The organism is Streptomyces inhibens (genome assembly GCF_022221585.1).
In the GTDB taxonomy this organism is placed as follows: domain Bacteria; phylum Actinomycetota; class Actinomycetes; order Streptomycetales; family Streptomycetaceae; genus Streptomyces; species Streptomyces inhibens.
On record NZ_CP084681.1, the window covers coordinates 3,540,639 to 3,567,585 of the forward strand.

A 26,947-nucleotide genomic window follows, 5' to 3' on the forward strand; every position below is an offset into this window, starting at 1 on the left:
GCCCCTCCCCCTTTGTCTGTCCTTCGGCACCTCAGACGTGCGGGTGCGTCACTTGCGTTCCGGCGTGGATCCAGTAGCGCAGCTTCTCGTCCCGCTGGTCCTCGAACACCCCGCCGCAGGCCTCGATGACCTTACGCGAGCCGGTATTGGCGGCATCACAGGTGACCAACACCGGGTCGATGCCCAGCTCGTGACAGGCGATCGGCAGCGCGGCGCGCAGCATCGCGGTGGCATGGCCACGGCGGCGGGCCCCGGGCCGTACGGCGTAGCCGATATGGCCGCCCCAGGTGAGCAGGGATGCGGTGAGGTGGTGGCGGAAGGTGACGCGGCCCAGGTAGCTGCCGCCGTCCACCCACCAGCGCGTGGTCATGGGCACCACACCGTCGGCACGTTCGTCGTACACGATGCCGCCGACCGTGCCGACGTACTCGGCGAACCCCTCGGCGGTGGGCCAACGGGTGCGCCAAGTCCTCAGCTCGCGGGCCAGGTTGGAGCGGGGGGTGACCTCCGCGCCGTCGGCACGGAATTCGTCCATCGCGGCGAGGAACGAGGAGTGGACATCGACGGTGGGAGCGATCAGCTGCGGTTCGGGCATCGCCACATTGTGCGGGAGTACGCGACGGCCCGGCCCCGCCGGGTGCGGGGCCGGGCCGAAGGCGCTTACGGGAAGGGCTACTTGACGACCGTCAGCGGAAGCAGCTTCTTGCCGGTCGGGCCGATCTGGATCTCGGTGTCCATCTGCGGGCACACGCCACAGTCGAAGCACGGGGTCCAGCGGCAGTCCTCGACCTCGGTCTCGTCGAGGGCGTCCTGCCAGTCCTCCCAGAGCCAGTCCTTGTCGAGGCCGGAGTCCAGGTGGTCCCAGGGCAGGACCTCCTCGTACGTACGCTCACGCGTGGTGTACCAGGCGACGTCCACGCCGAACTCGGGCAGGGTCTCCTCCGCAGCCTTCATCCACCGGTCGTAGGAGAAGTGCTCGCGCCAGCCGTCGAAGCGGCCGCCGCCCTCGTAGACGGCGCGGATGACCGAGCCGACACGGCGGTCGCCGCGCGAGAGCAGGCCCTCGACGATGCCCGGCTTGCCGTCGTGGTAGCGGAAGCCGATGGAGCGGCCGTACTTCTTGTCACCGCGGATCTTGTCGCGGAGCTTTTCGAGCCGGGCGTCGGTCTCCTCGGCGCTCAGCTGCGGCGCCCACTGGAACGGCGTGTGCGGCTTGGGGACGAAACCGCCGATGGAGACCGTGCAGCGGATGTCGTTCTGCCCGGAGACCTTGCGGCCCTCGGCGATGACCTTGACCGCCATGTCGCCGATCTGGAGGACGTCCTCGTCGGTCTCGGTCGGCAGACCGCACATGAAGTAGAGCTTCACCTGCCGCCAGCCGTTGCCGTAGGCCGTCGAGACGGTCCTGATCAGGTCCTCTTCCGAGACCATCTTGTTGATGACCTTGCGGATCCGCTCGCTGCCGCCCTCCGGCGCGAAGGTCAGACCCGAGCGGCGGCCGTTGCGCGTCAGCTCGTTGGCAAGATCGATGTTGAAGGCGTCGACCCGGGTCGACGGCAGCGACAGACCGATCTTGTCCTCGGTGTACCGGTCGGCGAGGCCCTTCGCGATGTCGCCGATCTCGGTGTGGTCCGCGGAGGACAGCGACAGCAGGCCGACCTCCTCGAATCCCGTGGCCTTCAGACCCTTGTCCACCATCTCGCCGATACCGGTGATGCTTCGCTCCCGTACGGGGCGCGTGATCATGCCGGCCTGGCAGAAGCGGCAGCCGCGGGTGCAGCCACGGAAGATCTCGACCGACATCCGCTCATGGACGGTCTCGGCCAGGGGGACGAGCGGCTGCTTGGGGTAGGGCCACTCGTCCAGGTCCATGACGGTGTGCTTGGAGACCCGCCACGGGACGCCGGAGCGGTTGGGCACGACGCGGGAGATCCGCCCGTCGGCCAGGTACTCGACGTCGTAGAACTTGGGGACGTAGACGCTGCCGGTCTTCGCGAGGCGGAACAGCAGCTCATCGCGGCCGCCCGGCCTGCCCTCGGCCTTCCAGGCGCGGATGATGTCGGTGATCTCCAGCACCGCCTGCTCGCCGTCGCCGACCACCGCGCAGTCCAGGAAGTCCGCGATCGGCTCGGGGTTGAAGGCCGCATGGCCGCCCGCGAGGATGATCGGGTGGTCCTCCGTGCGGTCCTTGGACTCCATCGGGATGCCGGCCAGGTCCAGGGCGGTGAGCAGGTTGGTGTAGCCCAGCTCGGTCGAGAACGAGACGCCGAGGACGTCGAAGGCGCCGACGGGGCGGTGCGCGTCGACGGTGAACTGCGGGACGTTGTGCTCACGCATCAGCGCTTCGAGGTCCGGCCACACGCTGTACGTGCGCTCGGCCAGCACACCCTCGCGCTCGTTGAGGACCTCGTAGAGGATCATGACGCCCTGGTTGGGCAGACCGACCTCGTAGGCGTCCGGGTACATGAGCGACCAGCGGACATCGCACTCGTCCCACGGCTTGACTGTGGAGTTGAGCTCGCCACCGACGTACTGAATGGGCTTCTGCACGTGCGGGAGGAGGGCCTCCAGGCGCGGGAAGACCGACTCGACAGGCATCGTGGTGATCTTTCATCAGCGGGCAGGGGTGACCCTCAAGCCTAACGTGCTCTGCGGTAAGGGCTTGACGAGTCGGCTCCGGCGCAGGTCAGGGCCGGAGTGCGGCCCTGTTCTTGCGGCGCGAGACCTTCTTCCACACCCCCGGCAGCTCCCGCTCCCGATCGGCCGCGCGGGCCTCCTCGCGGCCGTACAGCAGGCCGAACGTGAAGCCGCCCTCGCCGGCCTGCTGCGCCTGGGTCGCCAGCTCGCGCAGTGCGCCGCGGGCCACGACGCTGTCCTGGTGGTCGCCCAGCAGCTGCTGCACCCGCTTGGTCCACCGGACGAACTTCTTCGCCGGGCGCCCGAGCGCCGGGCGGGCCGCCTCCGCGGCGTAGCGCGTCCGCTTGGCCGCCTTGCGGGCGCCGTGCAGCGCCTCGTCCCGGGCCTGTCCGGCCGGGGTGTCCAGCGCGGCCTCCATACGGCGGGCCAGCCGCCGGTAGTCCTTCAGCACGGCCTGGGCCACCGTCTCGGGCGCCGGCCGGGTGGCGGCCTTGCGCAGCGGCGGCGCCTCCAGGAGGGCATGCAGGGTCTTCAGCAGCGAGAGGTAGCGCGGCCCGTCCAATACGGCGAGCAGCCGGCCCCGTGAGCCGGCGCGGCGCCGCTCCGACCAGATGCGCAGCCGGGCCGCCACCGGTCCGAGCCGTAGCGTCCGGGGCAGCTCCGCCAGTCCGGCCCGCAGCCGCTCGGTCAGCACCTCGCGGTCCCGGTCCACCCCCAACTCCGCTGCCAGCCACTTGAGTTCGATGCCGATGGGCTCGGTGACGGCGCGGTCCAGCACCTTGGTGTACGAGCGGAATGCGCTGCGCAGCCGGCGGGTGGCGACCCGCATCTGGTGCACCGAGTCGGGGAGGTCGCGGCGTACCGCCGGATCCAGTTCGATGATCACCCGTACCTGCTCACGGACGTAGCGCAGCACGACGTCTCCGGCGGTGCGCTCCGCCTTCCCGGCACCCTTCCCGGCGCCCTTCCCGGAGCCCTTGGTGCGGCCCTTGCCGGGCCGGGCGCGCTCCAGCCCGGTCTCGGCCAGTGCCCGGGCGAGCTTCGACGCCGATGAGGCGGGGCGGACCCCCGCCGTGGCCAGCGCCCGGCCGATCTCGTCGAGCAGCTCGGCATCCCCGCCGCCGTCCTCGATCAGCTCGACCTCGATCTCGCGCCACCGGGCCTCGGCGGGGCCTTCCCCGGACTCCCCCGCCTCCCCCGCCTCTTCCGCCTCGCCGGCCCGCCGCGCCCGCACCGTGTCCTCCGCCACCTCGGCGAGCGGGGCGCCCGCGGCGTCCTGGAGCAGCCGGACCGTGCGCCGTGTGCGCAGCCGTACGAGCGGGAGAAGCTCCTGGTCCAGCACCCGTGACCGTACGAGCGCGGTCAGCTCGGCGGGGGGCGTGTCGGACAGCGGTGCGCGCACTTCGTCCCGTACACCGGGTGCGACGGGCAGCTTCAGATGCCAGCCGGCGTCCTTGCCGCCGGTGCGCCGCCGCAGCGTGATGCCGTCCGCGGCGAGGCGCTGGTCGGCAGTGTCGTAGTAGAGGGCGTCCAGGACCTCGACGCCCTGTTCCACCACGGTTGCGACCCGGTCGGTCCCGGCCAGGTCCGGCAGCTGTGTGTCGTCGTCGGCCTCGTACTTCCGCTCGATTTCCCGCACGGTGTCCGCCATGCATCGAATTTAGCCACCGGCCCGGCCGAGGACCACCCACCCGGCCCGGGGAGGGCCGCGGGCATATCAGGTCCGGACGAGCGGGTAGCACTTGCCACGGAACGTGCCTTACGGTGTGTCACGCACCACACACACAGAGTGGCGTCTTCGGCGCTCACTCAACCCCTCAGGAGAGGGAGACGCCCGTGCACCCCCACACCACAGCCGTCGTCAGGACACCCATCCACATCTCGGCGGGCGCCCGCCCGTTCCTGCTGGCCGCGCCGAGCGCGCCCACCACCCCGAAGGCCGCCCGCGATTTCGTACGCGCCGTGCTGCGCCGCACGCCGCTGGCCCCGCTGCTGGACACCGCGGTGCTGCTCACCTCGGAGGCGGTCACCAGCTCCCATCTGCGGACGCCGCGGTCCGCGGACATCCTGCTGCGGATGCTGACCGCGGAGCACGGAGTGCGGATCAGCGTGCACGACGAGGCGCCGATCCGCCTTCCGCGGCCGGCGCCGGCGGCCGGTGAGCAGGAGGCCGATCTCGGTCTGCTGCTGACCAGCCATCTTGCCGACGACTGGGGCACCACGCCCTTCGCGGGCCTGCCGCGGTCCACGTCGCTGTGGTTCGAGCTGCGCATCGGGCGATGACGCGGAGCGGGCGATGAGGCGGAGTCAGCGGGAGGCCGACAGGGGGCGTTGTACGCGGATCGACTGGAGCAGCCCTATGGCGATCCAGACCGCGAACATGGAGGTGCCGCCGTAGGAGACGAACGGCAGCGGGAGGCCGGTGACCGGCATGATGCCGAGCGTCATGCCGATGTTCTCGAAGGACTGGAAGGCGAACCAGGCGATGATGCCGGCCGCGACGATCGTGCCGTAGAGCTCGGTGGACTCGCGGGCGATCCGGCAGGCGCGCCACAGGACGATACCGAGCAGGACGATGATCAGGCCCGCGCCGAGGAAGCCGAGCTCCTCGCCGGCGACGGTGAAGATGAAGTCCGTCTGCTGTTCGGGGACGAACTGGCCGGTGGTCTGACTGCCGTGGAAGAGCCCGGAGCCGGTCAGTCCGCCGCCGCCGATCGCGATCCGGGCCTGGTTGGTGTTGTAGCCGACGCCGGCGGGGTCGAGGCTCGGATTGGCGAACGCGGCGAAGCGGGCGATCTGGTAGTCGTCGAGCAGACCGAGCTGCCAGATGGCGACACAGCCGACGACGCCGGTGCCCACCAGGCCGAGGATCCAGCGGTTGGAGGCGCCGGAGGCGAGCAGTACGCCGAGGATGACGGCGCCGAGCACCATGACCGAGCCGAGGTCGGGCATCAGCATGATGACGGCGACGGGGATGACTGCCAGGCCGAGCGCCTGGACGACGGTGCGGTGGTCGGGGTGCGGGCGGTCGCCCGCGTCGACCCGGGCCGCCAGGATCATCGCCATGCCCAGCGTGATGGTGATCTTCGCGAACTCGGCGGGCTGGAGGGAGAAGCCGCCGGGAATCGCCAGCCAGGAACGCGAGCCGTTGATGGTGGCGCCCAGCGGGGTCAGCACCAGCAGCGCCAGCACGACCGACAGGGCGTACAGGATCGGGACCGCGCCGCGCAGTGTGCGATGGCCCAGCCAGATCGCGCCGGCGGCCATCGCCAGGCCGATGCCGGTGTTGAGCAGATGGTGCAGGAAGAAGAAGTACTCGTCGTCGTGGTTGAGCGCGGTGCGGTTGCGGGTGGCGGAGAAGACCAGCACCGAGCCCATGAGCGACAGCGCCAGGCAGGACAGCAGCAGTATCCAGTCCAGCTTGCGCACCACGGAGTCACGCGCGGTCAGCTTGCCCCAGGCGCCGAGCTCGGGGGTGTAGCGGCGGATGGAGAAGGCCCGGGAGGTGTGGCTGGTCGTCACTGTGGGCTCCCCGAGGGTGACGGCGACGGCAGGACGTACGGCTTGATGGGCTGCGCCTTGATCGTGCCGTCACCCTCGATCTTGGGGAGCGAGGCCTGCGGCTTCGGCAGCAGAGCGGCCTTCGGGTCGATCTCGCCCTCGGGGCTGACTCCGTACAGGGCGTTGTAGATGTTGCGCACGGCCGGGCCGGAGGCGCCGGAACCCGTACCACCCTGGGAGATCGTCATGACGATCGTGTAGTCCTTGGTGTACGTCGCGAACCACGAGGTCGTCTGCTTGCCGTAGACCTCGGCGGTACCGGTCTTGGCGTGCATCGGGATCTTGTCCTGCGGCCAGCCCTGGAAGCGCCAGGCGGCGGTACCGCGGACGGCGACGCCGGCCAGCGCCGAGTCGATCTGCCGGAGCGTCTTGGACGTGTCGGGCAGCTTGCCGTGCGACTTGGGCTTGATCATCTTGATGTGCTTGCCGTCGGGGCTGACGATCGCCTTGCCGACGGTCGGGTCGTACAGCGTGCCGCCGTTGCTGATCGCGGCGTAGATGGTCGCCATCTGGATCGGGGTGACGAGGGTGTCGCCCTGCCCGATGGCGTAGTTGATCGAGTCGTAGGCGTGCAGCTTCATGCCTTCGAGGCAGCCCTCACGGGCGAGCTTGGTGCCGAAGTCCTTCTTCTTGGGCCAGGCCTTGGCCTGCTCGCACCAGCCGGCCTTGTTGGCCTTCCAGAAGTCGTTCTTCCACTTGCGGTCGGGGACCCGGCCGGTGACCTCGTTGGGGAGGTCGATGCCGGTCTCCTTGCCTAGGCCGAACTGGTGGGCGGTCTTGTAGAACCAGTCGTTGCGGTCCTTCTTCGGCTTGTCGCCGCCGTCCTTCTTCCACTCCTCGTGCGAGAGCCGGTAGAAGACGGTGTCGCAGGAGACCTCCAGCGCCCGGCCCAGGCTGATGTCGCCGTGGCCTTCGCCCTCGAAGTTCTTGAAGACCTGGCCGCCGATGCTGTACGAGCTGGTGCAGGGGTAGTGGCCGTTGAAGTCGTAGCCCGCGTTGATCGCGGCCGAGGTCGAGATGACCTTGAAGATCGAGCCGGGGGCGGCCTGTCCCTGGATGGCGCGGTTCAGCAGCGGGTAGTTGGAGTCCTTGCCGGTGAGGTGGGCGTAGTCCTTGCCGGAGATCCCGCCGACCCAGGCGTTGGGGTCGTAACTGGGGTTGGAGGCCATCGCCACCACCCGGCCGGTCTTCGCTTCCATGACGACCACGGCACCCGAGTCGGCCTTGTAGTTGGTGCCGGTGTTCTTGTCGTGAACCTTGCGGGCGTCCTTCATGGCCTGGTCCAGCTGCTTTTCCGCTATGGCCTGGACGCGGGCGTCGACGCTGGTGACGACGCTCGCGCCGGCCTGGCCCTTCTCGCTGTTGGCCTGGCCGATGACCCGGCCGAGGTTGTCGACCTCGTAGCGGGTGACGGCGGCCTTGCCGCGCAGGTAGTCGTCGTACTGACGCTCCAGACCGGACCGGCCGATCTGGTCGGAGCGCAGCAGCGGCGAGCGGCTGTTCTTGGCCTTGTTGATCTCCTCGTCGGTGACCGGGGAGAGGTAGCCGAGGACCTGGGCGGTGTTGGCGTCGCCGGGGGCGGCGTAGCGGCGGACGGCGGTGGGCTCGGCGCTGATGCCGGGGAAGTCCTCGGAGCGCTCGCGGATCTGGAGGGCCTGCTGGGTGGTGGCCTCGTCGGTGATCGGGATCGGCTGGTAGGGCGAGCCGTTCCAGCAGGGCTGCGGGGTCTTGGAGTCGCACAGGCGGACCTTGTTGCGGATCTCCTTGTCGGACATGCCGAGCACCCTGGCGAGCCGGCCGAGCACGGCCTTGCCGTCGTCCTTCATCTTCAGCAGTTCGGTACGGCTGGCGGAGACGACCAGACGGGTCTGGTTGTCGGCCAGCGGCACTCCGCGGGCGTCGAGGATCGAGCCGCGGGTGGCGGGCTCGATGACCTGCTGGACGTGGTTGCTTCTCGCCTCGTTGGCGTACTCCTGGCCGTTGCGGATCTGCAGGTACCAGAGCCGGCCGCCGAGGGTGAGCAGCAGGGAGAAGACCAGGATCTGGATCGCGATGAGCCGGACCGAGACGCGGGAGGTCCGGGTTTCCGGGAGATTACTCATGGCGCGCAGCGCCTCCACGAGAGGTGGTGGTCGGAAGACGGGAGGGCGTCACAGCCGCTTGACCCCCTTGATGCGGCCCGCCTTGTCGCGGGCCGACTTGCCGAGCAGACCGCTGCGCTGGCTGCCGATGCGCGCCCCTTTGGACGACCCGGTGCGCATGGACTTCATGGCGCCGCGGCTGGCCTTGAGGCCGGTGCCGGTGGTGAGCCAGCCGTACCCCGAGTCGTTGGCCGAGCCGCTGGTACTGCCGGAGCCGTCACCGACCAGCGGATCGCCCTCGGTTCTGCGCGCCAGCGCCATCACCAGCGGGACGGTGAAGGGGGCGAGCAGCAGGTCGTAGAGGGTGGCGCTGAGCAGCAGTCCGACGATGCCGACGTGCCGGGCGGCGGTGTCGCCGACGAGCGAGCCGACGCCGGCGTACATCAGCGTCGAGCCGATGGCGGCACCGATGACGACCATCAGCGGCAGCGTCGCCGAGCGGTGCTGCCCGGAGTCCGGCTTGGTCAGGCCCGCGACATAGCCGATGACGCAGAGCACCAACGCATAGCGGCCGATGGCGTGGTCGGAGGGCGGGGCGAGGTCGGCCAGCAGTCCGGCGAAGAAGCCCACGAGCGAGCCGCCGACGTGGCCGTAGACCAGCGCGAGGCCGACCACGACCAGCAGCAGCAGATCCGGTACGGCGCCGGGCAGTTGGAGGCGCGCGAGCATACTGACCTGGATGACGAGGGCGACGACCACCAACGGGGCCGAGAGCAGGATCCGGTTGATGCGCATCGGTCAGCTCCTGGGAGAAGCGCTCGCGGAGGGGGTGGCCGTGACGGTGACCGTCGGAATCGGCTTGGGCTTGGCCGGCCGGCGCGGCAGGACGGTGTCGCGCGGGTCCTCGCGGGGCGGCTGGACGACGACGCCGACGATGTCGAGCTGGGAGAAGGCGACGAAGGGCCGGACCTGGAGGGTGCGGGTCAGATCGCCGTGGGACGGCTCGACCTTGACGACCCTGCCGACGGGCACGCCGGGCACGAACGGCTTGTCCTTGCTGGAGCCGAAGGTGACCAGCCGGTCGCCCTTCTTGACGTCGGCCCGGCCGTTGAGGAGCTGAACGCGCAGCGAGCGGACGCCCTGCCCGTTGGCGAAGCCGATCTCGTTGGTCTTCTCCATGCGGGTGCCGACGGTGAAGTCGGGGTCGGCGGCCAGCAGCACGGTGGAGGTTTCGGCGCCGACGGTGGTGACCCGGCCGACCAGACCGTCGCCGTTGAGGACGGTCATGTCGCGGGCGATGCCGTCGCGGCTGCCGGCGTCGATGGTGACGGTCCAGGAGAAGCCCTGGGCCGAACCGATGGCGATGACCTGGGCGCCCTTGATGGCGTACTGGCCGGTGCCCGCGGTCTTGAGGATCTTGTCGAGCTCGGCGGCACGGCTGCGGTTGCGGTCGGAGGAGCCGAGCTTGGCCTTGAGCGCCTCGTTCTCGTGCTCCAGCTTGCTGATCCGGTCGTGCCGCCGGCCGGAGTCCCGTACGGCACCGACCGCGTTGCCGATCGGGTTCACCACGCGGGCGACGCCGCTTTCGACCGGGCCGAAGGCGGAGGCGGCGGCTTGCCGGGCGCCATCGAGCGGGGACTGTTCGCCGCCGCGGATATCGACCGTGATCAGCGCGAACGCGATCGCGACCAGCAGCACCAGCAGCAGCCGGCTCTCTCGTGTGTCCCTCACGTGCGGCGGCCGTGTCCTTCCTCGTAGGACCGGCCGGCTGCGGGCCCCGCCGGTCTCGTTCGGGAGTTGAGCGTTATGCCTTGATGTGACGGTGCCGGATGGTGAAGCGTCACTGCACCGTGTCTGTCGGGATGTTGTGCCTGTATATCAGCGATTCGCAGATCCGCTGTCCGCCGGCCGGAACGGCTGCTGTCGCCATGGTGCCCGACCGCCGCGGACGCCGCATGACGGCCGCTGCGCGGTCGGGATGTGGTCCTTGTTACCTGCGGGGCTGGGAGTCGAGGACCTGCTGGAGCGCCTCGAACTCCTCGACGCACTTGCCGGAACCGAGCGCGACGGAGTCGAGCGGGTCCTCGGCGATGTGGATGGGCATACCGGTCTCGCGACGCAGCCGCTCGTCGAGGCCACGGAGCAGGGCGCCGCCGCCGGTGAGCACGATGCCGCGGTCCATGACGTCACCGGACAGCTCCGGCGGGCACTTGTCGAGCGTCGTCTTGACCGCGTCGACGATGGAGTTGACCGGCTCCTCGATGGCCTTGCGGACCTCGGCGGCCGAGATGACGACGGTCTTCGGCAGACCGGAGACCAGGTCGCGGCCGCGGATCTCGGTGTGCTCGTCCTGTTCGAGGTCGTACGCCGAGCCGATGGTGATCTTGATGCTCTCGGCGGTGCGCTCACCCAGCAGAAGGCTGTACTCCTTCTTGATGTGCTGGATGATCGCGTTGTCGAGCTCGTCGCCGGCCACCCGGATGGACTGGGCGGTGACGATGCCACCGAGGGAGATGACCGCGACCTCGGTGGTGCCGCCGCCGATGTCCACGACCATGTTGCCGGTGGCCTCGTGGACCGGCAGGCCGGAGCCGATCGCGGCGGCCATCGGCTCCTCGATGATGTGGACCTGGCGCGCGCCGGCCTGGGTCGAGGCCTCGATGACCGCGCGGCGCTCAACTCCGGTGATACCGGAGGGAACACACACCACGACCCGCGGCCGCGCCAGATAGCGACGCTTGTGGATCTTGAGGATGAAGTAGCGGAGCATCCGCTCGGTGATCTCGAAGTCGGCGATCACGCCGTCCTTCAGAGGCCGTACGGCGACGATGTTGCCGGGGGTGCGCCCGATCATCTTCTTCGCCTCGGCACCTACCGCGAGGATGCCGCCGGTGTTGGTGTTGATGGCCACGACCGACGGCTCGTTGAGGACGATTCCGCGGCCCCTGACGTACACCAGCGTGTTGGCGGTCCCGAGGTCGACAGCCATGTCACGGCCGATGAACGACATGTTGTTCCCCATGAGGATACGTCTGGCCTTCCCAACTGGAGCGAATGCTTACTGGAGGTCGGCAGGAGGTGATGCGCTGTGAGGCGCGGAAGCCTCCATCGTAGTTCGTAGTGCGCCCACTCGAACACGTCGGGAGGCTCTTCCGCCATTGTCAGCCGTACACGCACCCGCCCCCCTTAATGGTGACGTCGTGTCGCGGTGATGCGTTCCCCCGATCGTGTCGCATACACCAAAGGGCGACCGATGTTTTTGTCGGTCGCCCCTGGTCACGAGGGGTGTACGGCTGATGAAGTGTCAGGAAATCCCCGGAAAGAAAATCTTGATCTCGCGCTCTGCGGACTCTTCGGAATCCGATGCATGGATCAGATTCTCTCGGGTGATCGTTCCGAAGTCCCCACGAATGGACCCACTCGGCGCGGCAATCGGGTCAGTCGGACCGGCCAGCGCCCGCACGCCTTCGATCACCCGCTCACCCTCGACGACCATCGAAACAACCGGTCCGGAGGACATGAAGGCGACCAGGGGCTCGTAGAACGGCTTGCCGACGTGCTCCGCGTAGTGCTGCTCCAGGATCTCGCGGTCCAGGCCGCGCAGCTCCAGCGCGCTGATCGTCCAGCCGGCCTTCTTCTCGATACGGCCGATGATCTCGCCGATCAGACCGCGCTTGACGGCGTCGGGCTTGAGGAGGACGAGGGTGCGCTGGCTCACGGAGGGACTCCCTGGATATGAACAACGGTCAGCGGGTGCACTGAGGCTACATGGGTGACCACGCCGTACGCGGTCCAGCCCCCGGCCTCCGACGCGGCCCCCGCGGGCCCCGCCGCGGCCGCCCTACGCCGTCCCGCCCACCGGCTCCCCCGCCGAGTCGCCCGAGGCCTCGGCCTGGGCCGCCCAACGGGCCTTCGCCGCATCGACCTTGCGTCCGAAGTGGACCGACGCCCACCACAGGGCCGCGAAGACCGCACCCAGGAAGAACATCGTCGGGACGACGAAGCCGCTGGCGATCAGGGCGATCTGGAGCGCCCAGCCGAGCTGGACGCCGCCGGGGCGGGTCAGCATGCCGCACAGCACGACGGTCAGCAGCATCGCGATCCCGCTGACCGTCCAGATCGTGGCCGTCGACAGATCGGTCAGCTGCATCGCGACCAGGCCGGCGAAGCCGATCACGAAGAACTCGCCTATCAGGGTGCTCGCACACAACGTGCGCATGGTCAGCTCCTCCCCAGCAGCAGTCGGGCCTCGCCGACCGTGATCACCGAGCCGGTCACCAGCACACCCGCTCCGGAGAACTCGCCCTCTTCCTCGGCGAGGGTGATCGCCGCCTCCAGGGCGTCGTCGAGCCGCGGCTCGACCTGGACCCGCTCGGCGCCGAAGACCTCGACGGCGACCGCCGCCAGCTCATCGGGATCCATCGCACGATGGCTGGAATTACGGGTCACCACGATCTCGGCGAAGATCGGCTCGAACGCCTCCAGGAAGCCCCGTACGTCCTTGTCCGCACTGGCGCCGACGACGCCCACCAGCCGGCTGAACCCGAACGCCTCGGTGACCGCCTCGGCCGCCGCCTGGGCGCCCGCGGGGTTGTGCGCCGCGTCCAGCACGACCGTCGGACTGCGCCGGACGACCTCCATCCGGCCGGGCGAGGAGACGGCGGCGAACGCGGAGCGGATCGTGTCGATGTCCAGCGTGCGGGCGTGGTCCGAGCCGACGCCGAAGAACGCCTCGACCGCGGCGAGCGCCACCGCGGCGTTGTGCGCCTGGTGGGCGCCGTACAGCGGGAGGAAGATCTCGGGATATTCGCCGCCCAGGCCGCGCAGCGTCAGCATCTGGCCGCCGACCGCGACCTCACGGGAGAGCACCCCGAACTCCATGCCCTCACGGGCGACCGTGGCATCCACCTCGACCGCGCGCTTGAGCATCACCGACGCCGCGTCCACCGGCTGCTGGGCCAGCACGACCGTGGCGTCCTTCTTGATGATCCCGGACTTCTCGCCGGCGATCTGCTCGGGGGTCTCCCCCAGCCGGTCGGTGTGGTCCAGCGCGATCGGGGTGACGACGGCGACATCGCCGTCGATGACGTTCGTCGCGTCCCAGGTGCCGCCCATGCCGACCTCGACGACCGCGGCGTCCACCGGGGCGTCCGCGAAGGCGGCGAACGCCATCGCGGTCAGCACCTCGAAGAACGACAGGCGGAACTCCTGCTGGGAGTCGATCATCTCCAGATACGGGGCAATGTCCCGGTAGGTCTCGATGAAGCGCTCGGCGGAGATCGGGCTGCCGTCCAGGCTGATCCGCTCGGTGATGGACTGGACGTGCGGGCTCGTGTAGCGGCCGGTGCGCAGGTCGAAGGCCGACAGCAGGGCCTCGATCATGCGGGCGGTGCTGGTCTTGCCGTTGGTGCCGGTGATGTGGATGGACGGGTACGCGCGCTGCGGCGAGCCCAGGATGTCCAGCAGCGCCACGATGCGCTGGACCGACGGGTCGAGCTTGGTCTCGCCCCAGCGGCCGGCCAGCTCCTCCTCGACGGCGCGCAGCGCGCGGTCGACCTCGGGGTCGGCGGGCCGCGCGGGAACACTGTCCTGCGGCGGTCCGGCCTGCGCGCGCAGGGTCCGGCTGCCGGCCTCGATCACCGCAAGATCGGGATCTCTGTCGGTCTCCGCATCGACCAGTTCGTCGAAGGCGTCGTTCGGGTCGGGGTCGTCGTTCTGGGGGCGCTCGCTCACGCCGACCAGTCTACGAGGCACGTGTGACAGCGGTGCGCTGCGCTGCCGTCCGCCCCACATGCGCCGTGACCTCGGGCCCGGTCGGCATGATCGTCGCCCCGGCCCGCGCGCGTACATCGGTGCCGCGGCGCCCCGCGTACGCCGGCGGCGCCCGGTGCCTTACGACAGGGCGGCCTGCATCATGGCCCGCGCGATCGGGGCCGCCAGCCCGTTGCCGGACACCTCGTTACGGGCGGCATGACCGTCCTCGACCATCACGGCCACCGCCACCTGGCGCCCCCTGCCGTCCTCGGCGTACGAGACGAACCAGGCGTAGGGCGTGCCGCTGTTGTCGACGCCGTGCTGGGCGGTACCGGTCTTGCCGCCGACGGTCAGTCCGTCGATCTTCGCGTGGGACCCGGTGCCCTTGTCCACGACCGTCTGCATCGCCGACCGCAGCTGCGCGGCGGTGTGCGCCGACATGGCCTTGCCGTACGCCTTCGGGCCGTTCTCCTGGACGGTGTTGCCGCCGCCGTCGGTCAGCTTGTCGACCAGCTGCGGGGTCTTCAGCTCGCCGCCGTTCGCGATGGCCGAGGCGACCATCGCCATCTGCAGCGGGGTCGCCTGGTCGTTGAACTGGCCGATCCCCGACAGCGCGGTCTGGGCTTCGTCCATGTCGCCGGGGTAGACGCTCTTGGCGGCCCGCACCGGGGTGTCGACCTTGCTGTCGTTGAAGCCGAACTTCTCGGCCTGTGCCTTGACCTTGTCCTTACCCAGGTCGACGGCCATCTTCGCGAAGACGGTGTTGCAGGAGTACTGGAGCGCGGTGCGGATGTCCGCGTTCTTGCAGGGCGCGGAGGCGTTCTCGTTGGTGAGCGTGGTGCGGGTGTGCGGGAGGGTGTACGGGTCGGGGCTGTCGGTGGGCTCGTCCACCGACGCGTACAGGCCGTTCTCCAGCGCGGCCGCGGCGACCACCAGCTTGAAGGTGGAGCCTGGTGGCAGTGGCTGCCGCAGCGCCCGGTTGACCTCGGGGTTGTCGGTGTCGTCGGACAGCGTCTGCCAGGCCTTCTGGTCGGCGGCGGAGGACCCGGCGAACTTCCCCGGGTCGTACGACGGTGTGCTGACCATGCCCAGGATCCGCCCCGTGGCCGGGTCCAGGGCGACCGCGGCGCCCTTCTTGTCGCCCAGTGCCCGGTAGCCGGCCCGCTGCACCTCGGAGTCGATGGTGGTGGCCACATCGCCGCCCTTGGCGCGCGTACGGGTCAGCGCGTCGGCGGGGCTCTGCAGCCGGCTGTCGGAGCCGTCGAGGAGGTCGCCGTAGAGGCTCTCCAGCTGGTTGCTGCCGAAGATCTGCGAGGAGAAGCCGGTGATCGGCGCGTACAGCGGGCCGTCCTTGTAGGTCCGCTTGTACTTCAGCGTGGCGGAGGTGGCGGCGGAGCCGGTGACCGGCTTCCCGTCGACGAGGATGTTGCCCAGCGGCGCCGCGTACTTGCCGATCGCCACCCGCGGATTGTGCGGGTCCTCCTTGAAGTCACTGGCCTTTGCGCCCTGGATCCAGGTGGCCCAGCCCATCAGCGCGAGTATCAGGGCGAGACAGAAGACCGAGACCCGTCGCAGTGGCTTGTTCATGGGGCGCGGCTCCTCGGTGCTGAACTGGCGTCTCTGCCGAACTCCGGCATTCCGGTCCACCGTGCCTCGGCTTCATGAGAGCCCCATGAGAGCGCCGTGAAAGCGGCCCGCAGCGGCCCGATCGGCCGACCGGAACAACTTTCTGCCGGTTTTCCCCCTCTTCGACGGCGGGCTGTGTGTGTCCTGAGCAGGCAGCGGTCGGGAAGGCAGGAGCTGAAGACGAGTGCCGGCAATCAGTCAGCGGATGCATTTGGTGCTGCTCACCGCCTGGACCGTGCTGTGGTTCGCCGTCGTGGAGCCGCACGGCGGGTTCTCCTGGCACTATCTGCGCAGCGGCGGCGAACTGATCTACCAGGGCACCTCGGGCGACGGCACCGGCGGGCTCAACCTCTACGCGCACCACCCCGAGCTCCAGATGGGCCCGCTCAGCTTTCTGACGGCCGGCCTGTTCAACCCCTTCCCCGAGGCCACCGGCCAGTTACTCGCCGCGGCCCTGATGTCGCTGCTCGGCCTGGTCATCGTGGTACTGGCGGGCCGCAGCGCCGCCCACCACTTCCTGGGCACCGGCACCAACCACCAGCGGCTGCGGCAGCGCGTACTGATAGCCGGACTGGCCTTCATCCCCATGTGGATCGAGGTCGCGGTCCGCTTCGGGCACCTCGACGACGTCCTCGCGCTGTTCTTCACCGCCCTCGCGGTACGCGCCGTCACCCGCGGCAATGCCGCCCTCACCGGCGTCTTCCTGGCTCTCGCGATGGATTCCAAACCCACCGCCCTGGCCTTTGTCCCCCTGCTGCTCGCCCTCCCCAGGGAGAAGTGGCTGCGGGCCGGCCTGTGGTGCGCGGGTCTGGTCGCCCTCGCCTGGCTGCCGTTCTTCATCGGCGACTCGCAGTCGTTCGCCGCGGCGAAGTTCGCCATCCCCAACCATCCGGCGTCCGCCCTGCGCTGGCTGGGCGTCGGCGACCCGGAGACCCCCGGCTGGGACCGCCCCGCGCAGGCCGCCCTCGGCCTGGCACTGGGCTCGATAGCCGTCTGGCGCGGCCGCTGGGCGGCGGTGGTCCTGCTGGGCGCCAACGCCCGTATCGTCCTCGACCCCAGCGTCTACACGTACTACACCGCGTCGGTGCTGCTCGGCACCCTGCTGTGGGACGTCATCGGCCAGCGCCGCCTGGTCCCCTGGTGGAGCTGGCTGGCGCTGCTCACCCTCTACGGCAGCGTCTTCGCCGTCCCCGACGACGCCGCGCGCGGCCTGATCCGCCTGGCGTTCGTGGCCGTCTCGACGGCGTACGTCCTGCTCTGGCCGGTACGCGAACGGGGGCGCGGGGGACGGGCGGGGACGGCGCAGGCCCCCCGCCCGTGAGGACGAGGGGCCTGCGCAGGTCCATGGGACCGGTGCTACGCCTTGGGCAGGGCCGCCAGCTGCGCGGTGATCCGGACGATGTCCGCCTCCGCGGTCTCCAGCCGGCCGCGGATCTTGTCCACGACCTTCTCCGGCGCCTTGGCGAGGAACGCCTCGTTGCCGAGCTTGCCGAGGGCCTGCGCCTTCTCCTTCTCCGCCGCGGACAGATCCTTCGTCAGGCGCTTGCGCTCCGCCTCGACGTCGATGGCGCCGGACAGGTCCAGGGCCACCGTCGCGCCCGCGACCGGCAGCGAGGCGGTGGCGCTGAAGCCCTCACCGGCCGGCTGCAGCCGCAGCAGCGAGCGCATCGCGGCCTCGTGCGCGGCCAGCGCCGTACCGGACAGGTCCAGCTGCGCCGGAACCTTCTGGCCCGGCTGCAGGCCCTGGTCGGAGCGGAAGCGGCGGACCTCGGTCACGACCTGCTGAACGGTCTCGATCTCCCGCTCCGCGGCCGCGTCCCGGAAGCCGCCCTGGGCGTCAGCCCCAGGAACGACCACAGCGGCCGGCCAGTCGGCGATGACGAGCGACTCACCGCCGGTCAGCGTCGTCCACAGGGTCTCGGTGACGAACGGGACGATCGGGTGCAGCAGCCGCAGCGTGACGTCCAGGACCTCGCCCAGCACCCGGCGCGAGGCGTCGGCGGCCGGTCCGCCCGCCATGAACGTGGTCTTGGACAGCTCGACGTACCAGTCGAAGACCTCGTCCCAGGCGAAGTGGAAGAGGGTGTCCGACAGCTTCGCGAACTGGTAGTCGTCGTAGTACGCGTCGACCTCGGCGACGACCGAGTTCAGCCGGGAGAGGATCCACCGGTCGGTCGCCGACAGCTGCTCGGCGGGCGGGAGTTCGCCCTCGACCGTCGCACCGTTCATCAGCGCGAACCGCGTGGCGTTCCAGATCTTGTTGGCGAAGTTACGGGACCCCTGGACCCAGTCCTCACCGATCGGGACGTCGACACCGGGGTTCGCGCCACGCGCCAGCGTGAACCGAACGGCGTCCGACCCGTAGGCGTCCATCCAGTCCAGCGGATTGACCGCGTTCCCGAAGGACTTGGACATCTTCTTGCCGAACTGGTCACGGACCATGCCGTGCAGCGCGATGGTGTGGAACGGCGGGGTGCCGTCCATCGCGTACAGGCCGAACATCATCATCCGGGCGACCCAGAAGAAGAGGATGTCGTAGCCGGTGACCAGGACGGAGTTCGGGTAGAACTTCTCGACGCTCGGGGTCTGCTCGGGCCAGCCGAGCGTGGAGAACGGCCACAGCCCGGACGAGAACCAGGTGTCCAGGACGTCGGTGTCCTGCGTCCAGCCCTCGCCGGTCGGCGCCTCGTCGTCGGGCCCGACAACAACCATCTCGCCATTCGGGCCGTACCAGACCGGAATCCGGTGACCCCACCACAACTGGCGCGAGATGCACCAGTCGTGAAGGTTGTCCACCCAGCCGAAGTACCGCGACTCCATCTCCTTGGGATGAATCGCGACCTTGCCGTCCCGCACGGCGTCCCCCGCCGCCTTCGCCAGCGGACCGACCTTGACCCACCACTGCATCGACAGCCGGGGCTCGATGGTGGTCTTGCAGCGTGAGCAGTGCCCGACGGAGTGCGGGTACGGGCGCTTCTCGGCGACGATCCGGCCCTCGGCGCGCAGTGCGCCGACGATCGCCGAACGGGCCTCGAAGCGGTCCAGGCCCTGGAACGGGCCGTGCGCCGTGATCACACCGCGCTCGTCGAGAACGGCGAGGTTCGGCAGGCCGTGCCGGCGCCCGATCTCGAAGTCGTTGGGGTCGTGCGCAGGCGTGACCTTGACGGCGCCGGTGCCGAACTCCGGGTCGACATGCTCGTCCGCGACGACCGGGATACGGCGGCCGGTCAGCGGCAACTCGATCTCGGTGCCGACGAGATGGGCGTACCGCTCGTCCTCCGGGTGCACCGCGACGGCGGTGTCACCGAGCATCGTCTCGGCACGCGTCGTCGCCACGACGATCGACGCCTCGCCCTCGCCGTACCGGATCGAGACGAGCTCGCCGTCGTCCTCCTGGTACTCCACCTCGATGTCCGAGATGGCGGTCAGGCAGCGCGGGCACCAGTTGATGATCCGCTCGGCGCGGTAGATCAGCTCGTCGTCGTAGAGCCGCTTGAAGATCGTCTGGACGGCCTTGGTCAGACCCTCGTCCATCGTGAAGCGCTCACGAGACCAGGCGACGCCGTCTCCGAGGCGCCGCATCTGGCCGCTGATCTGCCCACCGGACTCGGCCTTCCACTGCCAGACCCGCTCGACGAACGCCTCACGGCCCAGGTCGTGCCGCGAAACGCCCTCCTTGGCGAGCTCGCGCTCCACGACGTTCTGGGTGGCGATACCGGCATGGTCCATGCCCGGCTGCCAGAGCGTCTCGTAGCCCTGCATCCGCTTACGACGCGTGAGCGCGTCGATCAGCGTGTGCTCGAAGGCGTGTCCCAGGTGCAGGGAGCCCGTGACGTTCGGCGGCGGGATGACGACCGTGTACGGCGGCTTCTCGCTCTTCTCGTCCGCCTCGAAGTAACCCCGCTCTACCCAGCGCTCGTACAGCGGCCCCTCTACATCGGCCGGCGTGTACTGAGTCGGCAGTTCGGGGGCGCTGTGGTTGCTCTGCTGAGTGTTCTCGGTCACGACGGACAGTGTACGGGCGCGGATGTAGCAGCTTCGAATCGGTTTCGCCCCCGGGGCACCGGCTGTCAGCGGCGTCATACAGGATGTCGGCAGCGCATAAACATCGCCGTACTTCACACGCAGAACTTCAACTGTCTTCAGTTGTCACGAGGGGAACCGTTCCATGAGCTACAACCAGCCGCCTCCCGGCCCGTACGGACAGCAGCCCCAGCAGCCCGGCCCGTACGGCCAGCCGCAGCAGCCGCCGGCCCCCCAGCCCGGTTACGGCTACCCGCAGCAAGGCGGCCAGGTGCCTCCGCAGCAGGCCTACGGCTACCCCCAGGGCCAGCCGGCCCCCCAGCAGGGCTACGGCTACCCCCAGCAGCCCGCCCAGCCCGCTCAGCCCGCCTACGGCCAGCAGCCCCCGTACGGCGGCCAGCAGACCCCCTACGGCGTGATCCCCCAGGGCCCCCCGGAGTCCGGCGGCAGCGGCAAGAAGATCGGCCTGATCATCGGCGCGGTCGCGGTCGTCGCCGCGATCGGCGTGGGTGCGTACTTCGTGTTCGGGTCGGGCGGGGATGTGAAGCCGTACACGATCTCGCTGCCGGAGAAGCTGCTGAGCGGGCAGTTCTCGAAGCTGAGTGGCTCCGGCGGGTCCGGTGCCGAGGACTTCACCAATGACAAGGAAGCCAAGGCGATGGGCATCACCAACGCCAAGGGTGTCAGCGCCGGCTACAAGGCCGACGGTGGCCTGCAGATGACGGTCAGCGGTGTGTACGGCACCGTCGCCGATCCGGACGGCACAGTGGGCCAGGTGTTCGCCAAGATCGACGAGGGTCAGAAGAAGACCCTGGCGAGCAAGAACGCCAAGGTCGAGGACGTCACGCCGACGACCGAGTACTCACCCAGCGACTTCGACGGCTCGGTGATGAAGTGCAGGACGCAGAAGATCACGGTGACGCAGGGCGGTGTGACCGCACCCATCACCGCCTCCACCTGCGTCTGGGCCGACAACAGCGCCGTCGGCATCATCCAAGCGGTGGTCATCCCCTCCCCCAGCGGTCCCGCCACCGCGACGACGCCCGGTGCCGAGGAGCTCTCCGACAAGACCGCCAAGATCCGCAACGCGGTCCGCAAGGAGAAGTAGCGGCTGCCCTGCCGTCCAACGACGTGAGCCGCCCGGCAGCGATTTCGCTGCCGGGCGGCTCTCGTACGACTACTGGGCGCGTTACGCGCTCTTCTCCTGCGGCTCTCCCGAGTCGCTGCGAGTGCGCGGTACCAGGGTCGGGTTCACGTTCGAGTGAACGACGTCCTCGGTGATGACGACGCGGGCGACGTCCTTGCGGGACGGGATCTCGTACATCACCGCCTGGAGGACTTCCTCCATGATGGCGCGCAGACCGCGGGCGCCGGTGCCGCGCAGGATGGCCTGGTCGGCGATGGCCTCCAGGGCCGGGCGGTCGAAGTCCAGCTCGACGCCGTCGAGTTCGAAGAGGCGCTTGTACTGCTTGACGAGCGCATTGCGCGGCTCGACCAGGATCTGCAGCAGGGCTTCGCGGTCGAGGTTGTGGACGGAGGTGAGGACGGGGAGGCGGCCGATGAACTCGGGGATCATCCCGAACTTCACCAGGTCCTCCGGCATGACGTCCTGGAGCTGGTCCTTGGACTCGATCTCGCGCTTGGAGCGGATCGTGGCGCCGAAGCCGATGCCCTTGGCACCGGACCGGGACTCGATGATCTTCTCCAGGCCGGCGAACGCGCCGCCGACGATGAAGAGGACGTTCGTGGTGTCGATCTGGATGAATTCCTGGTGGGGGTGCTTGCGGCCGCCCTGGGGCGGGACGGAAGCGGTGGTGCCCTCCAGGATCTTCAGCAGGGCCTGCTGGACGCCCTCGCCGGAGACATCACGGGTGATCGACGGGTTTTCGCTCTTCCGGGCGACCTTGTCGATCTCGTCGATGTAGATGATGCCGGTCTCGGCCTTCTTGATGTCGAAGTCCGCGGCCTGGATCAGCTTGAGGAGGATGTTCTCGACGTCCTCGCCGACATAGCCGGCCTCCGTCAGCGCCGTGGCATCGGCGAAGGCGAAGGGGACGTTGAGCATCCGGGCGAGCGTCTGCGCCAGCAGGGTCTTGCCGGAGCCGGTGGGGCCGAGCAGCAGGATGTTGGACTTGGCGAGCTCGATGCCGTCGTCACCGCGGCCGGGGGCGTTCTCGCCCGCCTGCACCCGCTTGTAGTGGTTGTAGACGGCGACCGAGAGCGCCTTCTTGGCGGGGTCCTGGCCGACGACATAGCCGTTCAGGAACTCGTAGATCTCCCGCGGTTTGGGGAGCTCTTCCCACCGCACCTCGGAGGTCTCGGCGAGCTCCTCCTCGATGATTTCGTTGCAGAGGTCGATGCACTCGTCGCAGATGTACACACCAGGTCCCGCGATGAGCTTCTTCACCTGCTTCTGGCTCTTTCCGCAGAATGAGCACTTGAGCAGGTCGCCGCCGTCACCGATGCGTGCCACGAGGTGCTTCCCCTTCGCCTGGGATCCGCATTGCTCCGCGGACCCGGGTGCTTGCCTATCGACGGTACCTTGCCGGCCCCCCTGCGCGGGCCCCCCTTGGACCGACTCGGTTCACTCGATCCCGGTCAGATCCAAGGGGGCAACGCTCCGGCTCATTTTGCGAGGATCGCTAGCCGATCGAGACGGAAGACTTCCGCGTCGAGACGATCTGGTCGACCAGACCGTACGCCAGGGACTCCTCGGCGGTCAGGATCTTGTCACGTTCGATGTCGTCACGGATCTTCTCGATCGGCGTGGACGAGTGCTTGGCCAGCAGGTCCTCCAGCTGCGTACGCATCCGGAGGATCTCGTTGGCGGCGATCTCCAGGTCGGAGACCTGACCGCGGCCGGTCTCGCTGTACGGCTGGTGGATCAGGACGCGGGCGTTCGGCAGCGCCATGCGCTTACCGGGCGTACCGGCGGCCAGCAGGACCGCGGCGGCCGAGGCGGCCTGGCCCATGCAGACCGTCTGGATGTCCGGCTTCACGAACTGCATCGTGTCGTAGATGGCCGTGAGCGCGGTGAAGGAGCCGCCGGGGCTGTTGATGTAGATCGAGATGTCGCGGTCCGGGTCCATCGACTCCAGGCACAGCAGCTGCGCCATGACGTCGTTGGCCGAGGCGTCGTCGATCTGCACGCCGAGGAAGATCACGCGCTCCTCGAACAGCTTCGCGTACGGGTCGTACTCGCGCACGCCCTGCGACGTGCGCTCGACGAAGCGCGGGACGATGTAGCGGGACTCGGCGCGCGGGCCGGAAAACTCCGACTCCGGGCGCGGGTAGAAGTCGCTGCCGGGGAAGTTGTTCATCGTGGTGTTCACCATCCTGATGGCGATCAAGTGGGCTGGGGTGGCTGGGGCGAGTGGTGCGGGGCTCAGGCCCCGGTGCCGCCCCCGCCCGGAACGCCTGCGGCGGAGGTCATCACATCGTCGATCAGGCCGTACGCCTTGGCCTCATCGGCGGAGAACCAGCGGTCGCGGTCCGAGTCCTGGGTGATCCGCTCGACGGTCTGGCCGGTGTGGAAGGCCGTGAGCTCCGCCATCCGCTTCTTGGTGTGCAGCAGCCGCTCGGCGTGGATCTTGATGTCCGACGCGGAGCCGGCCAGACCCGCGGAGGGCTGGTGGATGAGGATCTCGGCATTCGGCAGCGCGAAGCGCTTGCCCGGGGTGCCGGCGCTCAGCAGGAACTGCCCCATGGAGGCGGCCAGGCCCATCGCGATCGTCACCACGTCGTTCTTGATGTACTGCATGGTGTCGTAGATCGCCAAGCCGGCCGAGATCGAACCGCCCGGGGAGTTGATGTAGAGGAAGATGTCCTTGTCCGGGTCCGCGGCGAGGAGAAGCAGCTGCGCGGTGATCTTGTTGGCGATGTCGTCGTCGACCGGCTGGCCGAGGAAGATGATCCGCTCGCCGAGCAGCCGGTTGTAGACCTGGTCGCCGAGGCCACCGAAGGTCGGCTCAGCGGCGGCGGAAGGCATCGGGATCGTCACGTGTCCACCTGCTCGTTGTCGGACGGCTCCAGGCCGTCTCAGCGTCGTCTTCTGGGGCGCGGGGATCGGCGCCGTATCCTGCCCCGGCGCGGTTTCAGGGACTCCCCTGCCCTCGTATCTACGGACCCTAACGCGCAGGTAGGACAACGCCATCCCGCATCGATAACTGTTCGCTGTGAGCGCAGGCTCACCGGTCCGGTATGACGTACGGGCCCGAACACGCGGACGTGCGTGTTCGGGCCCGTACTTCAGACTGCGTGAAGGCGCGAGGCGACCGGGGCTCAGGCCTCGGGCTTCTCGTCGGCGCCCTCGACCTCGGTGCCCTCGACCTCGGCGACGACGGTCTCGGCGGTCTCGTCCTCGTCGTCGAGGTCGATGACCTCGCCGTTGGAGTCCTTGACCGTCGCGGCCTCGACGACGACCGCGAGGGCCTTGCCGCGGGCGACCTCACCGACGAGCATCGGCACCTGGCCGCCCTCGACGACGGCCTGGGCGAACTGGTCGGGGGACATGCCGGAGGACTGCGCGCGGCGCATGAGGTGCTCGGTGAGCTCCTCCTGGCTGACGTTCAGCTTCTCCTTGTTGACCAGCTCGTCCAGGATGAACTGGGTCTTGATGCCCTTCTCGGCCTGCTCCTTGGTCTCGGCGTCGAACTCTTCCTCGGTCTTGCCCTGGATCTCCAGGTACTTCGCGAGGTCGAGGCCCATCTGGCCGAGCTGGTGGTGCTCCAGGTTGTGCTTGCGGGTCTGGATCTCGTCCGCGAGCAGCTTCTCCGGCATCGGCACCTCGACGAGCTTGAGCAGCTCGTCCAGGACCTTCTCCTGAGCCTGGGTGGCCTGGTCGTACTTCTTCATCTGCTCGAGGCGCTTGCGGCTGTCCGCGCGCAGCTCCTCAAAGGTGTCGAACTCGCTGGCCAGCTGCGCGAAGTCGTCGTCCAGCTCGGGAAGTTCGCGGGACTTGACCTCGGTGACGACGACCTTGACCTCGGCCTCCTTGCCCTCGGCGGAGCCGCCCTTGAGCTCGGAGGTGAAGGTGGCGGTGCCGCCGGCCTCCAGGCCGGTGACGGCCTCGTCGATGCCGTCCAGCAGCTCGCCGGAGCCGACGGTGTAGGTGACGCCCTGGGCGACGCCGTCCTCGAGGACCTCGCCGTCCACCTTGGCCTCGAGGTCCACGGTCAGCACGTCGCCGTCCTGGGCGGCGCGCTCGACCGGGGAGGTCGAGGCGAAGCGCTCACGCAGCTGCTCGACGGACTTGTCGATGTCCTCTTCCGACACCTCCACGGCGTCGACCTCGACCTCGATGCCGGAGTAGTCCGGGATCTCGATGGCGGGGCGGATGTCGACCTCGGCGGTGAAGGCCAGCAGCTCGCCGTCCTTCAGCTCGGTGATGTCGACCTCGGGCTGGCCGAGGACGTTGAGCTCACCCTCGTTGACCGCTTCGGTGTAGAACTTCGGGAGCGCGTCGTTGACGGCCTCTTCCAGCACGGCACCGCGGCCGAACCGCTGGTCGATGACGCGGGCCGGGATCTTGCCCTGGCGGAAGCCCTTCACCGTGACCTGCTGGTTGATCTTCTTGTACGCCGCGTCGAGGCTGGGCTTGAGCTCCTCGAAGGGCACCTCGACAGTGAGCCGAACCCGAGTCGGGTTCAGGGTCTCCACGGCGCTCTTCACGGTTCGGTCTCCTTGGGGCTGACTTCTGGGGTTCTGCTTGAAGATCCGCCAGTACCCGGCTGATCCGGGCCCGGCCGATCGCGCCCGGTACAAAGACACACGGGCACGCAGCTTGCATAGTAACCGCAAGGAGGATGACGCCCACAACGTGATCTTGAACAGCCGGCGATCTCGCGGGCAAAACAGTGGGCGGGTTTCTGCCTGACTGCACTGTCGGGCTGACCTGCTGGTCGGGGTGGCCGGATTCGAACCGACGACCTTCCGCTCCCAAAGCGGACGCGCTACCAAGCTGCGCCACACCCCGTCGGTGCGACACGTAGGGTACATGGCCGCAGGCAGTACGGCTGCCAGTTATCGGGATGCCCGGCGGAAGCGGTGGGTGGACTTACACGGCGGACCACGGCGCGCCGTGCGCCTTCCACGTGAAGGGATGTGCGGCGCACCGCCGCGACCCGCTAGGATGCACTGCGTGCCGAGGTCCGTGACCTGTGGCGCTCGCGGGCGTAGCTCAATGGTAGAGCCCTAGTCTTCCAAACTAGCTACGCGGGTTCGATTCCCGTCGCCCGCTCGTACGAGGAAACCCCAGCCCTGATGGCCTGGGGTTTTCCGCTTTCCGGAACGTTGTTTGTTTGCCTGCACGCCTCTTCGCCCCACGCGCGCGGGTCAATAAGGTGGCGGCATGGAGATCTGGCTCAATCCCGCGTGTTCCAAGTGCCGTTCCGCTGTGGAAATCCTCGACGAGGAGGGCGCTCGGTACACCGTGCGCAAATATCTCGAGGACCCGCCGAACGCCGACGAGCTGCGCGGGGTGCTGACGCGGCTGGGCCTGGAGCCCTGGGACATCACCCGGACGCAGGAGCCCGACACCAAGGGGCTGGGGCTCGGGGAGTGGGAGCGCACCGACGCCGCGCGCGAGCGGTGGATCGCGGCGCTGGCGGCGCACCCCCGACTGATCCAACGGCCGATCATCACCGCGGATGACGGGTCGGCGTTGGTGGGGCGCAGCGAGGAAGCCGTACGCGACGCGATGGCGCGGACCGGGGGCGAGCAGACCTCGTAGGGCGCCTCATGGAGGGCCGGCGGACCACCTGAAAGGTGTGGGGCACCTAGAAGGTGATGTGGTTGATGGTGTCCGCCAGGGAGTTGAGGAAACGGTTGATGGACGGCGCCATGCCCGTGGAGGCAAGGAAGAAGCCGAACAGTATGGCGACGAACGCCGGACCCGCCTTGAGCGACTTCCCTCTGATCAGCACGATCAGGATGATCCCCAACAGCAGCACAACTGACAGCGACAGAGCCACAACTGATCACACCCTTGGTCGGAACGCCTCACCGGCCCGGGAGCATGCCGCGCACACCCCCCGGCACCCATCGTGCCACCAACTCCATGCCCATTGCAGGCCGGTGACGAATCATCGGCCAACGGTTTGCCCGATTCCGGCCGTCGGTGGCCGTGGGGCGACGGCGGAGCGGCCCACGGGTGGCGGCAGGGTGATGACCAGGTGCCCACGGCGTGGCGGCCGGGTGATGCCGGGGCGGCGACCGGGTGGTCCCGGGGGGGCGGACGAGGCGGGAGGAATTTCCTCCGCCTGACG

Annotated in this window: 22 protein-coding genes and 2 tRNA genes; 5 read left to right on the plus strand and 19 right to left on the minus strand. The window is 69.0% G+C overall.

Going from position 1 to position 26,947, the window contains the following annotated elements; translation table 11 throughout:
- Positions 1-31 precede the first annotated feature (31 nt).
- The 3 genes from KI385_RS16280 to KI385_RS16290 all read right to left on the minus strand — a co-directional run bounded on the left by KI385_RS16280 (position 32) and on the right by KI385_RS16290 (position 4,288).
- Positions 32-595, minus strand: coding sequence for a GNAT family N-acetyltransferase (locus KI385_RS16280; RefSeq protein WP_238572929.1), 564 nt, complete (start codon positions 593-595; stop codon positions 32-34).
- Positions 596-672: 77 nt separating this feature from the next.
- On the minus strand, positions 673-2,598 hold the full coding sequence (locus KI385_RS16285; RefSeq protein ID WP_238572930.1) for a TIGR03960 family B12-binding radical SAM protein: 1,926 nt from the start codon (positions 2,596-2,598) through the stop codon (positions 673-675).
- Positions 2,599-2,686: 88 nt separating this feature from the next.
- A complete protein-coding gene (locus KI385_RS16290) occupies positions 2,687-4,288 on the minus strand; it encodes a CYTH and CHAD domain-containing protein (protein ID WP_238572931.1) in 1,602 nt (533 codons plus the stop codon).
- Positions 4,289-4,473: 185 nt separating this feature from the next.
- Between KI385_RS16290 and KI385_RS16295 the strand changes: the two genes are divergently transcribed.
- Positions 4,474-4,920, plus strand: coding sequence for an ATP-binding protein (locus tag KI385_RS16295; RefSeq protein WP_238572932.1), 447 nt, complete (start codon positions 4,474-4,476; stop codon positions 4,918-4,920).
- A gap of 24 nt (positions 4,921-4,944) precedes the next feature.
- Here the strand turns inward: KI385_RS16295 and rodA are convergent, their stop codons facing one another.
- From rodA to KI385_RS16340, 9 genes are all read right to left on the minus strand, one after another.
- Positions 4,945-6,126: a rod shape-determining protein RodA gene (gene rodA / locus KI385_RS16300; RefSeq protein ID WP_238577713.1), complete on the minus strand. Its 1,182-nt coding sequence runs from the start codon at positions 6,124-6,126 to the stop codon at positions 4,945-4,947.
- Between the two features lie 29 nt (positions 6,127-6,155).
- Positions 6,156-8,300 (minus strand): penicillin-binding protein 2, encoded by a 2,145-nt coding sequence (gene mrdA / locus KI385_RS16305; protein ID WP_238572933.1) that lies wholly within the window; start codon positions 8,298-8,300, stop codon positions 6,156-6,158.
- A gap of 48 nt (positions 8,301-8,348) precedes the next feature.
- Complete coding sequence (mreD, locus tag KI385_RS16310; protein WP_238572934.1) at positions 8,349-9,074, minus strand: rod shape-determining protein MreD; 726 nt, start codon at positions 9,072-9,074, stop codon at positions 8,349-8,351.
- A gap of 3 nt (positions 9,075-9,077) precedes the next feature.
- A complete protein-coding gene (gene mreC / locus KI385_RS16315; protein WP_238572935.1) occupies positions 9,078-10,010 on the minus strand; it encodes a rod shape-determining protein MreC in 933 nt (310 codons plus the stop codon).
- 259 nt (positions 10,011-10,269) lie between these two features.
- Entirely contained in the window at positions 10,270-11,289 is a 1,020-nt protein-coding gene (locus tag KI385_RS16320) for a rod shape-determining protein (protein ID WP_003985182.1), read from the minus strand.
- 294 nt (positions 11,290-11,583) lie between these two features.
- The gene (gene ndk / locus KI385_RS16325) at positions 11,584-11,997 is read right to left on the minus strand and encodes a nucleoside-diphosphate kinase (protein WP_128508980.1); all 414 of its coding nucleotides are present in this window, start codon (positions 11,995-11,997) and stop codon (positions 11,584-11,586) included.
- A 123-nt stretch (positions 11,998-12,120) separates the two neighbouring features.
- The gene (locus KI385_RS16330; protein ID WP_238572936.1) at positions 12,121-12,498 is read right to left on the minus strand and encodes a DUF4233 domain-containing protein; all 378 of its coding nucleotides are present in this window, start codon (positions 12,496-12,498) and stop codon (positions 12,121-12,123) included.
- A 2-nt stretch (positions 12,499-12,500) separates the two neighbouring features.
- Complete coding sequence (folC, locus tag KI385_RS16335) at positions 12,501-14,012, minus strand: bifunctional tetrahydrofolate synthase/dihydrofolate synthase (RefSeq protein ID WP_238572937.1); 1,512 nt, start codon at positions 14,010-14,012, stop codon at positions 12,501-12,503.
- A 159-nt stretch (positions 14,013-14,171) separates the two neighbouring features.
- Positions 14,172-15,620: a peptidoglycan D,D-transpeptidase FtsI family protein gene (locus KI385_RS16340; RefSeq protein WP_238572938.1), complete on the minus strand. Its 1,449-nt coding sequence runs from the start codon at positions 15,618-15,620 to the stop codon at positions 14,172-14,174.
- A 223-nt stretch (positions 15,621-15,843) separates the two neighbouring features.
- Here KI385_RS16340 and KI385_RS16345 point away from each other — a divergent pair, with 223 nt between their 5' ends.
- Positions 15,844-16,980 carry a hypothetical protein gene (locus KI385_RS16345; protein ID WP_281066867.1) on the plus strand — a complete coding sequence of 379 codons (1,137 nt, stop codon included), beginning with the start codon at positions 15,844-15,846 and terminating at the stop codon, positions 16,978-16,980.
- 35 nt (positions 16,981-17,015) lie between these two features.
- Here the strand turns inward: KI385_RS16345 and KI385_RS16350 are convergent, their stop codons facing one another.
- Positions 17,016-19,664 carry a valine--tRNA ligase gene (locus KI385_RS16350; RefSeq protein ID WP_238572939.1) on the minus strand — a complete coding sequence of 883 codons (2,649 nt, stop codon included), beginning with the start codon at positions 19,662-19,664 and terminating at the stop codon, positions 17,016-17,018.
- Between the two features lie 163 nt (positions 19,665-19,827).
- Between KI385_RS16350 and KI385_RS16355 the strand changes: the two genes are divergently transcribed.
- Positions 19,828-20,790, plus strand: coding sequence for a hypothetical protein (locus KI385_RS16355; protein WP_238572940.1), 963 nt, complete (start codon positions 19,828-19,830; stop codon positions 20,788-20,790).
- 81 nt (positions 20,791-20,871) lie between these two features.
- On the opposite strand, the gene clpX is transcribed toward KI385_RS16355, so the two are convergent.
- The 5 genes from clpX to KI385_RS16380 all read right to left on the minus strand — a co-directional run bounded on the left by clpX (position 20,872) and on the right by KI385_RS16380 (position 25,656).
- On the minus strand, positions 20,872-22,155 hold the full coding sequence (clpX, locus tag KI385_RS16360; protein WP_238572941.1) for an ATP-dependent Clp protease ATP-binding subunit ClpX: 1,284 nt from the start codon (positions 22,153-22,155) through the stop codon (positions 20,872-20,874).
- 169 nt (positions 22,156-22,324) lie between these two features.
- Positions 22,325-23,002 (minus strand): ATP-dependent Clp protease proteolytic subunit, encoded by a 678-nt coding sequence (locus tag KI385_RS16365; protein ID WP_238577714.1) that lies wholly within the window; start codon positions 23,000-23,002, stop codon positions 22,325-22,327.
- Positions 23,003-23,067: 65 nt separating this feature from the next.
- Entirely contained in the window at positions 23,068-23,670 is a 603-nt protein-coding gene (locus KI385_RS16370) for an ATP-dependent Clp protease proteolytic subunit (RefSeq protein ID WP_238577715.1), read from the minus strand.
- A 293-nt stretch (positions 23,671-23,963) separates the two neighbouring features.
- Positions 23,964-25,352, minus strand: a complete 1,389-nt coding sequence (gene tig, locus KI385_RS16375; protein WP_238572942.1) for a trigger factor — start codon at positions 25,350-25,352, stop codon at positions 23,964-23,966.
- Between the two features lie 227 nt (positions 25,353-25,579).
- Positions 25,580-25,656, minus strand: a tRNA-Pro gene (locus tag KI385_RS16380).
- 193 nt (positions 25,657-25,849) lie between these two features.
- On the opposite strand from KI385_RS16380, the gene KI385_RS16385 reads away from it, so the two are divergent.
- Both KI385_RS16385 and KI385_RS16390 read left to right on the plus strand, forming a co-directional pair.
- Positions 25,850-25,920, plus strand: a tRNA-Gly gene (locus KI385_RS16385).
- 111 nt (positions 25,921-26,031) lie between these two features.
- On the plus strand, positions 26,032-26,412 hold the full coding sequence (locus tag KI385_RS16390) for an arsenate reductase family protein (protein WP_238572943.1): 381 nt from the start codon (positions 26,032-26,034) through the stop codon (positions 26,410-26,412).
- 46 nt (positions 26,413-26,458) lie between these two features.
- On the opposite strand, the gene KI385_RS16395 is transcribed toward KI385_RS16390, so the two are convergent.
- Entirely contained in the window at positions 26,459-26,653 is a 195-nt protein-coding gene (locus tag KI385_RS16395; protein ID WP_128509213.1) for a hypothetical protein, read from the minus strand.
- Between the last annotated feature and the right edge of the window lie 294 nt (positions 26,654-26,947).